Genomic DNA, 14052 nt, shown 5'->3' on the forward strand with positions numbered 1-14052 from the left:
AGCTGTCGGCCGTCGTCACGAACGCATGGCCCAAATGCATGTGGGGAGGACGGTCCGGTAACACGGGCCGAACGTTACGTAACCGACGGCGCGCCGCGAGCTCAACTGGACGCGCGCCCGGACAATAGAAGAGGCAGCAATGGATACGGTACCCAACGGAAACGTCGAACAGAAGTTCCAGGAAATGATGGCGAAGCTCACCGCCATGCCCGCCTGGACGGAGAAACAGCAGCTCGAACTGGAGATGGCGCGCGACATCTCGACGGAAATGCTTCGCCTCGCTGAAGTGATGCGCGACGGCAGCGTCGACATGGAAACATGCCTGACGCTTCTCAAGTACGCGAAAGTGCTGGACTTCGTGATGACGACGCTCGCTTCGCGGCGCGACATCAAACCACAAACGCTGCGCGTGATCTTCAAGCTGGCCGGGCTCAAGGTCGACGAGGCTTATCCGAGCTGAAAGCTCGTGAATCGCGCGTGCAGCGCGTGTGCAGACGACGCGCGTTCCACGCCGCGACTCGCGCGAGCGGCCAAAGCGCCGCTCGCCTCTGCCGCGAGTCGGCGCTTCGTTCTCTCGTGCCTGACTTCAGATCCGACGCTCGAATCCGCGATTCACATGCGCGGCGCCTCTACCGGCGGCGTGCCTTCATGAAAGAGCGTCCTCAGTTGCGAGCGCAATTCCGGTGAGTCCGCATGTTTGTGCACGCTGACGGCGTGCTGTACGGCCGCGTCGAGCAATTCGTTCTCGTTATCGGCCGATAGCGCGACCGTGCAGTTCATTTCGCTCGGGAACTCGCGGCAGTCGATGTAATGGCGGGTCATGGCAGTCTCCTTGATCGACATATGTGAACCTCCACGCGGGCCGTAAGGCGCGAACCCGCAGCTCACCCGTCACGCCACGGCATGCGGTGCGGCAACGAAGATCAGTGGAATCGACGCGGGAACGACGCGAATTGCGCCCGATGGAAGGTGTCCAAAAATTATAGTTCGCGATGCTGAATAACAAAGCGGCGCGCCGGCATGCGCTGCGGTATCGACGCGCCGAAATGTAGCGTTCTGGCGTCCGTGGCGGCGGTGCACGCGTTTGCTCCGGCCCGCGTGCAATGTGAAAATAGCGCCCTTCGCAGCGCGGACACGGCAGCTTGATTTTCTAGTCAGCGCTTTGCGCGGCCGTTCGGCTTCAGCCGTGAGTTACAGCGGCGGCGCGCCGCCTTTTCCCCTCTCCACAGGCCCGCATGTCATCTTCATTCGATTCCGCCCGGGTCGCCGTGATCGGCGGCGGACCCGCCGGCTTGATGGCCGCCGAGGCGCTTTGCCTGGAAGGCGTGCAGGTCGACGTCTACGACGCGATGCCCTCCGTCGGCCGCAAATTCCTGATGGCGGGCAAAGGCGGCATGAACATCACGCATTCGGAGCCGCTCGAGCCGTTTCTCGATCGCTATGGCGCGCGCCGCCCGTGGATCGCGCCGCTCTTCGACGCGTTCGGTCCCGACGCGTTGCGCGCCTGGCTGCATGATCTTGGCGTCGAGACGTTCGTCGGCAGTTCGGGGCGTGTGTTCCCAACCGACATGAAAGCCGCGCCGATGCTGCGTGCGTGGCTGCATCGGTTGAAGGAAAGCGGTGTGCGCTTTCACATGCGGCACAAGTGGAGCGGCTGGAACGGCTCGCAAACGGGCGGTGTAGCCAGCGCGTCCGCGCACGCGGCGGCCCGCTTGCGGTTCGAGACGCCTGACGGCGAACGGCTCGTCGACAGCGACGCCGTCGTGCTGGCACTGGGCGGTGCAAGCTGGCCGCGGCTCGGCTCCGACGCGGCGTGGGTGCCGTTCATCACCTCGCAAGGCGTCGATGTGCGCCCTCTGCAACCCGCGAACTGCGGCTTCGACGCCGACTGGAGCCCTTATCTGCGCGAGCGTTTCGCCGGTCAGCCGGTGAAGTCCGTGGCCATTTCACTGACCGATGTAGACGGAAAAGTCCACAATCGACAAGGTGAAATACTTCTGACCGAAACGGGCCTCGAAGGCAGTCTGATCTATGCGCTTTCGGCGCCGATTCGCGAGCGGATTCTCGCTGGCGGTGAACTCACGATCTCGCTGGACCTGGCGCCAGGCTTGGCTCTCGAGCGGGTGATCGCGGAAGTGACGAGGCCGCGCGGCTCACGTTCGATGTCGAGCCATCTACAGGGACGGGTCGGCATTAGCGGTGTAAAACTGGCCCTGCTGCACGAAATTCTGCCGAAGGACGTTTTCGCCGATTCAACCCGTCTCGCGCACGCAATCAAGGCGCTGCCGGTGCGGCTGTTGCGCGCACGGCCAATTGCGGAAGCGATCAGCAGCGCCGGCGGCATTCCGTTCGAGGCGCTGGATCGGCATCTGATGATCGAAAGTTTGCCGGGCGTTTTCTGCGCCGGGGAAATGCTGGATTGGGAAGCGCCGACGGGCGGTTATCTGCTGACGGCCTGCTTCGCGAGCGGGCTGGTGGCGGGGCGTGGGGCAGCGGCGTTTGTTGGAGCGCGGGACAGGTTGTCGTGAGGTGTGTGGCACGGCTGAGTGCCGCGGTGGCGAAGAGTGCGGAAGCCCGGCCGAATGGCGGGCGCTCCGCAGGAGTAGAGCCCAACGGGCGTTGGGCGTTGGGCGTTGGGCGTTGGGCGTTGGGCGTTGGGCGTCGGGCGTTGGGCGTCGGGCGTTGGGCGTCGGGCGTCGGGCGTCGGGCGTTGGGCGTCGGGCGTCGGGCGTCGGGCGTCGGACATTGAGGCGACTGATAGGCCAAACGGCCGCCACCGCCCCAAACTGCGCCTCTAAGCCCGCGCCCTCAAGCAATCGTCAACCCCGCGCCTTGAGTCGCCAAAGCGACGTCATCTCCGCCGCCCGCGCCTTGTGCAGCGGGTCACTCTCGTCGGTCGACTTGGGATGCCGCGGACGAATATCCTCGCGCGCCACCACCGTCAGCCCCGCATCCGCGATCGCGGCAAGCAACCAGTCGCGCGTGCGCAACCCGAGATGCTCGGCAAAATCCGACAGAATCAGCCAGCCCTCCCCGCCCGGTGACAGATGTTCCGACAAGCCCTTGAGGAAACCGAGCAGCATGCGGCTGTCCGGATCGTAGACCGCGTATTCGATCGGCGAAGCGGGCCGCGCCGGCACCCACGGCGGATTGCACACGACGAGTGGCGCGCGCCCTTCCGGAAACAGATCGGCTTGCACCACATCGACTTGCTGCTCGTATCCGAGCCGCGCCAGATTCTCGCGCGCGCATGCAAGCGCTCGCGGGTCCTGGTCGGTCGCGACGATCTTCTTCACGCCGCGTTTCGCGAGCAGCGCCGCCAGCACGCCCGTTCCCGTGCCAACGTCGAACGCCTTGTTCAGCGAAGGCAACGGCGTGCGCGCGACGAGATCCACATATTCACCGCGCACCGGCGAAAAGACGCCGTAATGCGGATGAATCCGGTCACCGAGCGCGGGAATCTCCACGCCCTTCTTGCGCCACTCGTGCGCGCCGATCATGCCGAGCAGCTCGCGCAGCGACACGACCGACGCCTCATCGGTCGGCGGGCCGTACGTTTCGATGCACGCCTGCCGCACGTCGGGCGCGCGGCGCAGCGGAATCGCGTACTCGGCGTTGAGCGGAATCAGGATCATGCCGAGCGTGCGCGCGCGCTGCGACTGCGTCTGCCGATGCAGATTAAACGCGTCGAGCGGCGTCTCACCCTGCTTGCGCGGTTTGCGCTCGAGCCGCCGCGTGACCGCCTGCAGCAATTGGCGCGCGTTCTGAAAGTCGCCGTTCCACAACAGCGCGGTGCCTTCACAGGCGAGCCGGTAGGCCGAGTCCGCGGTGGTCCGGTCGTCGGCGACGATCACGCGTTTCGGCGGCGGCACCGCCGCTTCGGAGCGCCAACGTGCGGTGCGGGGGCCGTCGGCTTCCGGCCAGGTGATGCTTGCAGGGCTGTTCATGATGAAGTGGGTCGTTTTGCGAAAGGCGCGTCGCGGCGCGCGGCGGGTGGCGAGACCTCATCGAATGTAGACAGTTTTGTCCACTATCGACAAGGTGAAAGAGATATGGCAATTTTAGCCCTCACCCGCGCTCACCTCGACCCGTTCCGAAGCCGGTGACAAAGCGCCGATTGGCCAATAAAAAACGGGGTTCCTGACTGAACAGAAACCCCGTTTCGCACAACTGGTGCCGGCTGCAGGACTCGAACCCGCCACCTCATGATTACAAGGCTTTGCGGTGATCTAGACAAATCAACGGGTTGGCGCGAATTCTATTCTACTAACCTGCTTGCGAAAAGTACCTGAATGCCCCTTAGTTGATGGTGGCCGTTAAGTTTTGTAGATCGGTCATTCGCGTGGGCGGGGTCGGGACTTGATGTAATCGGCACAGTTCTCTAATGCGTCGCGGATCGGTATGCAGTCGACGTCGGGCCGACTGCGTAAGCAATGAACGATTTGCTCCACTTCGATCTCGCGCAGCCAATAGACTGGATCACCAAATCCCCACAGCACTATGTCGACAAGGTCCCTTGCTTCATTGGCAGGCATGGTCCCGAGGGCGTTCAACTGCCCAGGTCCGCTGGCGGGTTTATTTCGCGGTGTCACGATCGTCATTCTTCTGCCCGAGAGTCGCGCTCGCGCGTCGATGCCGAACGATCATCTCGTCAATGTGGGCGATTTTGCGCTGGACCGACTCAAACTCCTCGCCCATTGTGTGCGCAGAGGCGCGTTCTGCGAGCTTGGACATCGCGCGCTTAATCGACCGGAGGACCGTTTCTGTTTCGTCGTAGTCCATCTCTGGCATGTCGTCGTGCATGTCGATTTCTGCGCGCCGGATCTCTTCGGACGTGCGGACACGGGCCATCGCTTGGTTAAGAGCACCATTTTCCTCGTTGGTCAGTTTTGGCATGGCTCGGAGTAGACGGTCAGCCTTGCTCAGCTCGGCTTCGATTGGATCGTCGATTCCAAACTTCTCTTGTATCCACGCGTCCAGCGCTGCATAGGCAGCGTCTCGCGCGCTGACAGATTCTTTGAAATAGCGCGTGCTCGCCGGCTGTTCCTCGCCGCGATCAGGGAACCCCTCGTTTTCCGGTGCTACATGCCCGTATTTCGGGTCGGTAAGCCCCGTCGACAGCCAGAACGCGTACTGCGGCATCAACCGGGCGAGCGCCTCGATCATGTCGGGCGCAGGACGTTGCGTACCCGAGTTCACATTCTTCCATCGTGCGGCGGAAATGCTTGTCAAGCTTTCGAGCCGCTTCCACCGACCGTAAGCATCCGCGTCAGTCGTAGCCGCACTTAGAACAATTCTCAGACGATCTTCCAAACTCCTTGACATGATCCCTCCAGGTTGTTATAAATTCAATCGACTGCAATACAGTCGATTGAATTTATTTAATGCTATTGACTTAGTTCCATCTAATTCTAGCAAAGGGAACCCAAAATCATGTCGAAACAAAAACTTACGATTCTGTCGATCAACACCCGCAGCGGCGTGTCCCAAAAAACGCAACGGCCTTACACGATTCGCGAAGCGCAATGCATTCTGGAACAGACGGTCGACGGCGTGCAAAACGTCGTCGTCGGTGTCATCAACCTACCCGAAGCGTTGGCCGACCGTTCTGCCGGCGAGTACCTCGCTGAGTTTGCTCTCGCGCAAGGTAATGGGCAGGACGCTGGTCGCCTCGTGCCCCGAATTGTGTCGCTCATACCGTACGGAAATGTGCGAGCTCAACCTAAGCCTGACGCCAAAGCGGCGTAGGCAGAACATGGCTGCCGGGTCTCTTCAAACCGTGCTCGTGTGTGCGCCGGGCTCGGCATCCGATCAAACGACGGCACTGGATCAGCAGGCATGTCCATCTGTGAACGGTCAGGTCTTCCGTCTCCAACAGCAGCAGGTTTATCTACTCTCGCCTAGTAGCGCGGGATACATCGACTCGATAGCTCAGCCGTTCGACTACACGGCAGCGGCTGGGTTTTGGGGTGTGGCCTTCACCACGGCTATTTCGTTATGGCTGGTGAGCCACGGAGCGGGCGCGATCGTCAATTTCTTGCGACGCGCCTAACTTTTGTTCGCGGGTGAGACCGCTTTTTAGAAGGCATAGAAATGAAAGAAAAGCAGAAGCAACTGAACAAGATGGCCGCACGTGCATCGCTGATCGCAATGGGTGTTGCTGCGGCGGAGGCTCACGCAGCTACCGCTGCGCCGGACTTCTCGACATTGACGAGTGGCATCGATTTTTCGACGGTGACGACGGGTGTACTGGCTGTTGCGGCGACGCTGATCACGGTGTACGTCGGCATCAAGGGCGCGAAGATTTTGATCGGCATGGTCCGCGGTGCTTAATCGGTTACGCGCGCTTTGAAGTGCGGGGGCCGCGGCCCCCGTTTTATCGGGGAACGGCATGGATTCAAACAGCGCTTGGTATTTGCTGATGTTCGCTTTCGGGATGCTGTGCGCATGGGCTGTGATAACCGGATTTGCGAGGGGGTAGCTATGACTGCTGTAACCGCAACGATATGCTCGTGTGTCGTTGTAGCGCTGCTACAAGCTGCGGCCTGGATCTACTTCTGGATTCGGCTGTGATAGTTCGTCCTGCTGACATCGACTCTTTCGCTCCAAAGCGGGCTGTTGCCGCAAACCGAGCGCTCAAACAGGCAGCTTTCGCAATAACCATAGTCGCACTGCTGGGGCAACAAAGCGCGTCCGCACAAGCGTTGCTTGCGCCAGCTGAAAATCTCGTCATAAATCGCGCAGAGGCCGCAATCATTTCGCGAGTCGCGATGTCTCGCGGATTCGCTGCGAACGATCCACGCATAGCCGCGACGCTCACAGGGATGAGTCAGGTTTCAACCGGACTTAATGTCGTCAGCACGGGCGCTGCCGTAGGACTCGGTTTCGCAGGCGCGCCAGTTTGGTTAACGGTTGCCGCAGGGCTCGGCATTCTCGCTGCGGGTAGTGCCCTGTACGCAGGGGCCGTAACGCTCTCTCGGTCATCTGACGGCGCAACGGTAACTGCTCAGCAGCCTGTACCAGCATTGCCCACATATACGGGCCCCGCGTATCAAGTAACGCTGCCTGCATCGGGTGTGATGCAGACCCCGTTCAACTACGGCGCTTCGATTGGAATGCAGGTGTACCGAACGAACGCATGCATGGCGAACGATTCGACGTGTGCGATCTACCCTCCTCTTCCGACCACTGGCTTGAATTTCGTGCGCAACGCGGGTTCGCTGGCCCTGGTGGCGGCCAATCTTGGCATGGTTCAGTCGCTCGACTTCTATGAACAGAAGTACAACTGCAACAGCGGGGTTGTGGGCGACCCTCCGAACGTTAACGCGTGCTCCGGCGTTCAGAGTGTGACCCTATGGTGGCAAGCGAACGCTAATGGCAATAGCCAGACGTTGATGGAGAGCCGTACGATCAGCCATGTCGAGCTGAACCCCGATGATTCGCGTCGCACAGTTACAGAAACGAGCAATTTTCCGGTGACGTGGTGGACAGCAGGCAAAGGAGTTGCACCCGTCCTCGGTAATGACTTGTCGACGATTTACCCGCAGCTCACACAAGCATCGCTCGATCAACCGCTAGATGCGAATACGCTGGCAGCCTTGACTAATCAAACATGGCAGCAGGCGGCTCAGCAGCCGTGGTATCAGGGGCTGCCGTACTCGGCGTCTCAGCCGATCGGCTATGAAGACGTGCAGCCGTGGGTGCAGGCGAATCCGACCGTTGTGCCTAACGTTGGCGATTTGTTCAGGCCCGCGTCCGACCCGGGTACGTCGATGGTCAACATCAGTCCTACTGTCCAGCCCGGCAACAACCCGTTGCCGCCCATTTCGAGCAGTAGTCCGGTAGCCACTCCGGGCAACGACGTGAATGTTGTGAATACGCCGAATGTGAATGTGGTCAACAAGGTTTCAGTCGACCTTGGAACGGACCCATCCGTGCAAGCACCATCGTTGGAACAGACGCCAACCATTTCTATGATCCTCTCGCCTGTGCTGAACCTTTTTCCCGATCTGAAGGGGTGGACAGTGCCAGCCCATAGCTCGGCATGCCCGCAACCAACGTTCACTGTGCTTGGTCGTTCGTACACGATGTCCGCGCAATGCGATCTCGCTGAAGCGAATCGAACGACCATTTATGCGGCATTCGCGGCGATGTTTACCTTGGCTGCATTGATCGTTGTTTTGCGAGCGTAAGGAGTCACATGTTTGGCATCCTCGTTTCGGCGGCCAATGTTGTACTTGGCTTTATCTTGCGTTCGGTGATCGCAAAATTCTTTCTGTATTTCGCTCTGTATTTCTTCGTGACTGAAACGGTCTCCCTGCTTCAGTCTTCGCATCTGTTGCCGTCTGCAGCGTCACTCGCCGGTGCATTTGGGTCGGTTGGTAATGACGTTTGGTATTTCCTCGATCTTTGCGCGTTTAACTATGGCGCTCCGTTGGTACTTTCGGCCTACGTAACGCGCTTCATTATTCGGCGCTTGCCGATCATAGGATGAACCGTGGCAATCAACGCTTATTGCGGTGTCATGGGTTCGGGAAAATCATACGAAGTCGTGCAAGGCCCGCTGCTCGACGCGGTCGCCAGTGGTCGGCGAGTCGTGACCAATATCGATGGAATCAACGAGTCGAAGATTCACGACTATCTCGAAGCCAAAGGGAGAGGTGAGCGGAAAAGATTCGGTGCAGTCGTTCATGTGCGAACCACCGATATCACCGTACCCGCATTCTTTCCGGTTGAGACGGAGTCGGCGAGTGGCGCGACTGTGACACCCGGTTTTGTTCAACCAGGCGATCTTCTCGTGGTAGACGAGGCATGGAAACTGTGGTCTTCCGACAAGAAACTATCCGACGAGCACATGGCGTTTTTTCGCATGCATCGGCACTTCACACATGCGACAACAGGCGTTGCGTGCGACGTAGTGCTCATGATTCAAGGCATCGGTGATTTGCATCGCAAGCTCAAGGAAGTCGTCGAGCTTTCGTTTCGGATGCACAAGCTAAAGTCGCTTGGCCTTTCGTCAGGTTATCGGGTCGAGCAGTACGAGGGCTGGAAGCAGAATGCCAAGACGCGTGTCGGCACTTACGTGCGCAAATACAGCAAGGAGGTGTTTCCGCTCTACAAAAGCTATGCGGGCGTCGGCGGCAGTGAGGCCGTCGTGGACAAACGGCAGAACGTGCTGGCGAACAAACGGCTCTGGCTCGTCGCGACGTTCCTGTTATTGATGGCGTTCGCGTCGGTGCGCTTCTTGTGGTCGTTCTTCCATCGGGCCGCGAGCGTGGCTGAGTCGACGGCAACGTCGTCAACACCCGTTTCAACTTCTGGCGCAGCTGTATCGTCTGCCGACGGTGGTCCATCCGGTGCAACGTCGAAAGGTTTCTCGGAAAAGTGGCGAATCGCTGGAAGCTATAGCGGGCCAGGACGAGCATGGGTCGTAGTCACAGACGGCACCGGGCGGTTGCGAGTTGAGAGTCCGTCAATGTTTCAGAACGCGGGAATTGTACGAGTGGGGACGATTGACGGCGAACGTGTGTCCACGTTTTCCGGTAGCAAGCCAACTGTTGAGCCGGTCCCTCTTGGGTCATCGGCTGCAGGCACGGGTGGAGTGAACAAGTGAGACTTACGGCGGTTCTAGTGCTTTGCTGCTCCTGCGGCTCGGTGGCGTCCGAAGTGGGCGCTTCAACATCGATAGCTGGACTACCGCCGTTGCCAAGCGCGATGGCGGCGTCAGGGCAAGTTGGTTTGACACCTTCGCCAACGTTGGCTCCTATAAAGCTGGGGAATGCAAAAACTGTCGATCTGAGATTCGTGAACGTCGCCCAGGTCATCGACCTGATCTATGCGGACATGCTTGAAGGTCAGTATGTGATAGCGCCTGAAGTGCTTGCAGATACACGCGTGGTGTCTTTCCGATTCGACAGAACGAAAGGGGATATACGCGAGGGGATGGCGGACTTCCTTAACTCGCTGGGGTTCGCAGTGGTCACAAAAGCCGGCGTTGATTATGTATTCAAGCGCAAAGATGACGACGTTAAAAGCCCCAAAAAGCAGGTGTTTGTGTACACGCCCAAGTACCGCACCGCGGACTATCTCGCACGGCTTGTTCAGCCTCTGGTTTCAGGGCAATTTACGATGAATCGATCAATAGCCGCTCCTGCTGGATCAAGGGCTCACTCAGATGCACCGCTTACGTCGGCTGCGGCAATGATCGATCAGTCGTCTGACACAATGGTTTTTTCCGGTACGGAAAACGAAATCGCGGTGCTCAAGTCGGTGCTTCCGCAGGTAGACACCAAACCTGGCGAAGTTGCGATACGTGCTTGGGTGTATGAAGTTTCGACGGAGAACGACAAGACAACCGGCTTCCAATTGGCGGCAAGCATATTGGGAGGGCGACTAGGCATCACACTCGGAGCGGGTACTGTGGATCAAAATGCGAACGCGCTTCGGATTCACACAGGCTTCCTAGATGCCGCGATAGCCGCGCTCGACTCAGATAGCAGGTTTCACGTTGTAACGTCTCCCAATCTCCGCGTTGCGTCCGGAAAGCACGGTCGGCTTAATGTTGGTCAGTCTGTGCCGGTGGTCGGGTCGGTTTCCTACCCGGCATCGAACGGTTCGCCAGTCCAGTCTGTCGCGTATGAAGATGCCGGCGTGATTTTCGATGTATTGCCGACCGTGAAGGATGACGTGATCGACACCGACGTGACCGTCGAAATATCCGACTTTCAGAGAACGAGCACCGGGGTCAACAACTCGCCGACGAAAAACACGCGAAAGTCGGAGACGAGTATGACGCTACGAGATGGCGAGGTTGTGGTGATGGGCGGGCTGAGCCAGGGTAAGGACTCGACGGTAAGGAGCGGAATCCGCTGGCTTCCCTCGTTCATGGACGGAATAAATGCCGTCCGCGGCAGCTCTGACATTGTCTTGGTTTTGCAGGTATCCAAAATTTGATGTGCCGACAAGACGCCCTGTAGCGCGATCGCAGCTGCTGCCGTCTGCGCATGAGTCAAGGCTCGGCGAAGCCGACCGCGCAGCGGCGTGGCCTTGACTCAGGCTGCACCACCGCACGCTCTAGGGATGGGTTGTGACGACCAAGGGGCGGCGCAACCCATGCCGAACACGCGGTTGAGAGTTTGGGTGGCAAGGGAGTGCTTCGCGCGACCGCCTGCCCGCAGCGAATAGCGAGGACAGCCGGGCGCGCGAAGCGCGCCTAGATTTATATCAGGGACACTTAACGGAAAGAGCCAAGGCTATGCGCGAGAGTTTCGCCTCGAAGTTAGCGAAGAGGTTTGTCAGTAGGTGGCGGCCGAAGTTGATCAGTGCCGCAGCAGCGAAAAGCAGCTTTTATAAGCTGGTATCACAGGTGAAGGATGGGCGAAGGTTTATCGTTAGACGACGTAGGAGGCCGGTGGCGCTTCTGGGGCCGGTGAGCCTACCGATTCGAAGGCAGCATCGGCGGAGGCCCGCACATCGTCGCGGGAAGTGAGTGTGCAGTTTGATGTTTCTAGCAGGTGCCAATAAAAAAGCCTCGACCGCGGCAACGGTTCGAGGCTCGTACAACAGCATTACAAGGGCTATTTGCAATGCACGACGACAGTATAGGAAATTTCTCGGCTTTTCGCCGGGAATGGATAGTTCGTGGCCGAAATTTTGGTGACGGCCAGGTCGAAGTAACGGCTACGCGCTTTGATCGGTACATGCGTGCCCAAGGGTTAAGTCTGATGCCCCGTGCCAAGCGGGGTGAATCTGAAAACACCGACCAGAACCTTATCGACGCGGCGAAACGCGCTAAACAGCAAGTGCGGCTGCGGTGCAAGGCGATCGGCGCTGACCGAATGATCACGTTGACCTATAGAGAGAACATGGTCGACAAGGCAAGGCTGAAGAAGGATTTCGACGCTCTGCGGCGGCGGCTTGGGAAGGTTCAAGACTTTCACTATGTCGCCGTGGCTGAACGTCAAAAGCGTGGTGCGTGGCACTTGCATATTGCGGTGAAAGGTCGCCAGAACTACCGCGTGCTTCGGTCGATCTGGCGCGGCATCGTTGGACAGGATAACGGGAATATCGATGTGCGGAATCCCTTCAGGGAGAAGGGCCTACGTCACAAGCTGGCGTCTTACATTGGGAAATACATTACTAAGGACTTTTCCGAGCATGCGCTGAACGAGAAGCGATATTGGACGAGTCGCGGGATTCCGGTGCCTGAACAGCATGCGATTGCGCATCTCTTGTCGGATGATCCGGCAGAAGCCCTCAGAACGGCTTTCGATGCTGCACTCTCAGTGGGTTCGTCGTTGGACCGATGCCAGACGTACTGGAATCAAGAGCTTGGCTGCTTTTGGCTATCAACCCGTGAGATCTAACAATGAGCGATACGTTTCTTTCGAACCAAGAATTAGTAGTGCTTACGGGCCGAAAGCTGAAATCGAAACAGGTGGAAGCGTTGCGTCGCATGGGACTTCCGTTTTTTGTTAATGCTTGTGGCCGACCAGTCGTCACGCGTACCGCTGTTGAGGGTGGTAAGGCTGTGCGTGCTGCATCCGGCTGGAGTCCAAGCATCCTCGGGGCTCAATGAGATGGGGCGAAAACCAACCAAAAACTTGCATCTGCCGCCGAGGATGCGGCTTAAGCGCACGGCACGGGGGAACGCTTATTACTACTATGACATGGGCGGAAAACCACGCATTTGGAAGCGCCTCGGCGGTGATTTTGTCGAGGCTCTCCGGTTGTATGCCGACTTCGAACAGGGCAACAGAACCCCGCTTGCGATGATGACGTTCCGCCACGTTGCGGAGCGCTATGTGAAAGAGGTCATGCCGAGCAAAGCTCCCGCCACACAGCAGACGAACATGATCCAACTCGGGCGGCTTTACTCGTTTTTCGATAATCCACCGGCTCCGCTGGACGAGATAAAACCTATCCATGTACGGAAATACTTAGATTGGAGAAAGGACTATCCGGTGGCAGGCAACCGCGAGATCGCACTGTTCTCACACATCTTCAACAAGGCGCGTGAGTGGGGTGCGACAGATCGCCCAAATCCATGTGCGGGCGTGCGGAAGCATAAGGAGACGGGGCGAGACACCTATATCGATGACCGCTTGTACCAGTCCTTGTGGGAGAAAGCCGATGTGCCATTGCGAGATGCGATGGACCTCGCTTACTTAACTGGTCAGAGGCCGGCGGACGTGCTGAAATTTGATGAGCGTGACGTTCGCGATGGCGTGCTCGAAGTGCGACAGAACAAAACGCAGGCTCAAATCCGTATCGAGGTTGTTGGCGAACTCGCCGTTCTTCTTGAAAGAATCCGACTCAGGAAGGTAACCCACAAGGTGCACTCCACCCGATTGGTGGTTGACGAGCATGGCCGGCCATTGGGCAAAGACGGCCTCCGTTTCCGGTTTAATCGCGCCCGCGAGGCCGCAGGAATCACGAAGACGGACTTCCAGTTCCGAGACCTACGAGCGAAGGCCGGCACGGACAAGGAATTGTCGGGAAGCATCCGGGAGGCGCAAGCATTGTTGGGACATGGGAGTGTGGCGATGACAGAACATTACGTTCGAAAGAGAGGCGCTCGGGTCACGCCGACCAGGTAACATGAGCGTGGTCATCGCGAGAAGGTTTATGGACAATCTGACACCGGAACAGCGGCGTAAGACGATGCAGAGGGTTCGTGCAGCGGACACCGCGCCCGAACTCAGAGTTCGCCGGTTACTGTTCGGCCTCGGGTATCGTTATCGCCTTCATGTCAAAGATTTGCCGGGCCGGCCAGACATAGTCTTTCGTGGCAGGCGGAAAGTAATTTTTGTTCACGGGTGTTTTTGGCACCGCCACGCTGGGTGTAAAGACGCGTCAATGCCGGCTAGCAAGCTCGCTTATTGGCGACCGAAGTTCGAGCGGACGGTTGCGCGCGATGCGGATGCGATCGCCAAACTTGCCGGAGACGGGTGGAAGGTGTTGGTCATTTGGACTTGTGAGATGCGGGATGAGACTGCGTTGGGGTCCAGGCTACAAAGTTTCCTGGACGAGCGATGATGCGGTGCCCGCCAG

15 protein-coding genes are annotated in these 14052 nt (G+C 58.8%); 12 read left to right on the forward strand and 3 right to left on the reverse strand.

Going from position 1 to position 14052, the window contains the following annotated elements:
* Positions 1-139 precede the first annotated feature (139 nt).
* The gene (locus P0D87_RS23485; protein WP_006052307.1) at positions 140-460 is read left to right on the forward strand and encodes a type II toxin-antitoxin system HicA family toxin; all 321 of its coding nucleotides are present in this window, start codon (positions 140-142) and stop codon (positions 458-460) included.
* A 152-nt stretch (positions 461-612) separates the two neighbouring features.
* On the opposite strand, the gene P0D87_RS23490 is transcribed toward P0D87_RS23485, so the two are convergent.
* Positions 613-822 carry a DUF1059 domain-containing protein gene (locus P0D87_RS23490; RefSeq protein ID WP_053859095.1) on the reverse strand — a complete coding sequence of 70 codons (210 nt, stop codon included), beginning with the start codon at positions 820-822 and terminating at the stop codon, positions 613-615.
* Positions 823-1235: 413 nt separating this feature from the next.
* Between P0D87_RS23490 and P0D87_RS23495 the strand changes: the two genes are divergently transcribed.
* Entirely contained in the window at positions 1236-2528 is a 1293-nt protein-coding gene (locus tag P0D87_RS23495; protein WP_053858802.1) for a TIGR03862 family flavoprotein, read from the forward strand.
* A 291-nt stretch (positions 2529-2819) separates the two neighbouring features.
* Here P0D87_RS23495 and P0D87_RS23500 read toward each other — a convergent pair whose 3' ends face one another.
* Both P0D87_RS23500 and P0D87_RS23505 read right to left on the reverse strand, forming a co-directional pair.
* Positions 2820-3947 carry a methyltransferase gene (locus P0D87_RS23500; RefSeq protein WP_006052304.1) on the reverse strand — a complete coding sequence of 376 codons (1128 nt, stop codon included), beginning with the start codon at positions 3945-3947 and terminating at the stop codon, positions 2820-2822.
* Between the two features lie 628 nt (positions 3948-4575).
* A complete protein-coding gene (locus P0D87_RS23505; RefSeq protein ID WP_408637053.1) occupies positions 4576-5166 on the reverse strand; it encodes a hypothetical protein in 591 nt (196 codons plus the stop codon).
* Positions 5167-5433: 267 nt separating this feature from the next.
* On the opposite strand from P0D87_RS23505, the gene P0D87_RS23510 reads away from it, so the two are divergent.
* The 10 genes from P0D87_RS23510 (at position 5434) to P0D87_RS23555 (ending at position 14037) form a co-directional block, all read left to right on the forward strand.
* Positions 5434-5748 carry a cellulose synthase gene (locus P0D87_RS23510; RefSeq protein ID WP_408637054.1) on the forward strand — a complete coding sequence of 105 codons (315 nt, stop codon included), beginning with the start codon at positions 5434-5436 and terminating at the stop codon, positions 5746-5748.
* A 345-nt stretch (positions 5749-6093) separates the two neighbouring features.
* Positions 6094-6333 carry a hypothetical protein gene (locus P0D87_RS23515; protein ID WP_408637055.1) on the forward strand — a complete coding sequence of 80 codons (240 nt, stop codon included), beginning with the start codon at positions 6094-6096 and terminating at the stop codon, positions 6331-6333.
* 809 nt (positions 6334-7142) lie between these two features.
* A complete protein-coding gene (locus P0D87_RS23520; RefSeq protein WP_408637056.1) occupies positions 7143-8192 on the forward strand; it encodes a hypothetical protein in 1050 nt (349 codons plus the stop codon).
* A gap of 8 nt (positions 8193-8200) precedes the next feature.
* A complete protein-coding gene (locus P0D87_RS23525; RefSeq protein WP_408637057.1) occupies positions 8201-8494 on the forward strand; it encodes a DUF2523 family protein in 294 nt (97 codons plus the stop codon).
* Between the two features lie 3 nt (positions 8495-8497).
* Positions 8498-9613, forward strand: a complete 1116-nt coding sequence (locus tag P0D87_RS23530; RefSeq protein WP_408637058.1) for a zonular occludens toxin domain-containing protein — start codon at positions 8498-8500, stop codon at positions 9611-9613.
* Between the two features lie 191 nt (positions 9614-9804).
* Positions 9805-10953, forward strand: a complete 1149-nt coding sequence (locus P0D87_RS23535) for a type II secretion system protein GspD (RefSeq protein ID WP_408637059.1) — start codon at positions 9805-9807, stop codon at positions 10951-10953.
* Between the two features lie 632 nt (positions 10954-11585).
* Complete coding sequence (locus P0D87_RS23540) at positions 11586-12365, forward strand: rolling circle replication-associated protein (protein WP_408637060.1); 780 nt, start codon at positions 11586-11588, stop codon at positions 12363-12365.
* A gap of 2 nt (positions 12366-12367) precedes the next feature.
* Positions 12368-12577 (forward strand): DUF4224 domain-containing protein, encoded by a 210-nt coding sequence (locus P0D87_RS23545; protein WP_408637062.1) that lies wholly within the window; start codon positions 12368-12370, stop codon positions 12575-12577.
* Positions 12534-13598, forward strand: coding sequence for a tyrosine-type recombinase/integrase (locus P0D87_RS23550; RefSeq protein ID WP_408637063.1), 1065 nt, complete (start codon positions 12534-12536; stop codon positions 13596-13598). The genes P0D87_RS23545 and P0D87_RS23550 overlap by 44 nt, the downstream gene beginning before the upstream one ends.
* Before the next feature lie 28 nt (positions 13599-13626).
* Positions 13627-14037 (forward strand): very short patch repair endonuclease, encoded by a 411-nt coding sequence (locus P0D87_RS23555; protein ID WP_408637064.1) that lies wholly within the window; start codon positions 13627-13629, stop codon positions 14035-14037.
* The last annotated feature ends 15 nt before the right edge of the window (positions 14038-14052 follow it).

The sequence above is a fragment of the Paraburkholderia sp. RL17-368-BIF-A genome (assembly GCF_046054045.1).
In the GTDB taxonomy this organism is placed as follows: Bacteria; Pseudomonadota; Gammaproteobacteria; order Burkholderiales; family Burkholderiaceae; genus Paraburkholderia; species Paraburkholderia graminis.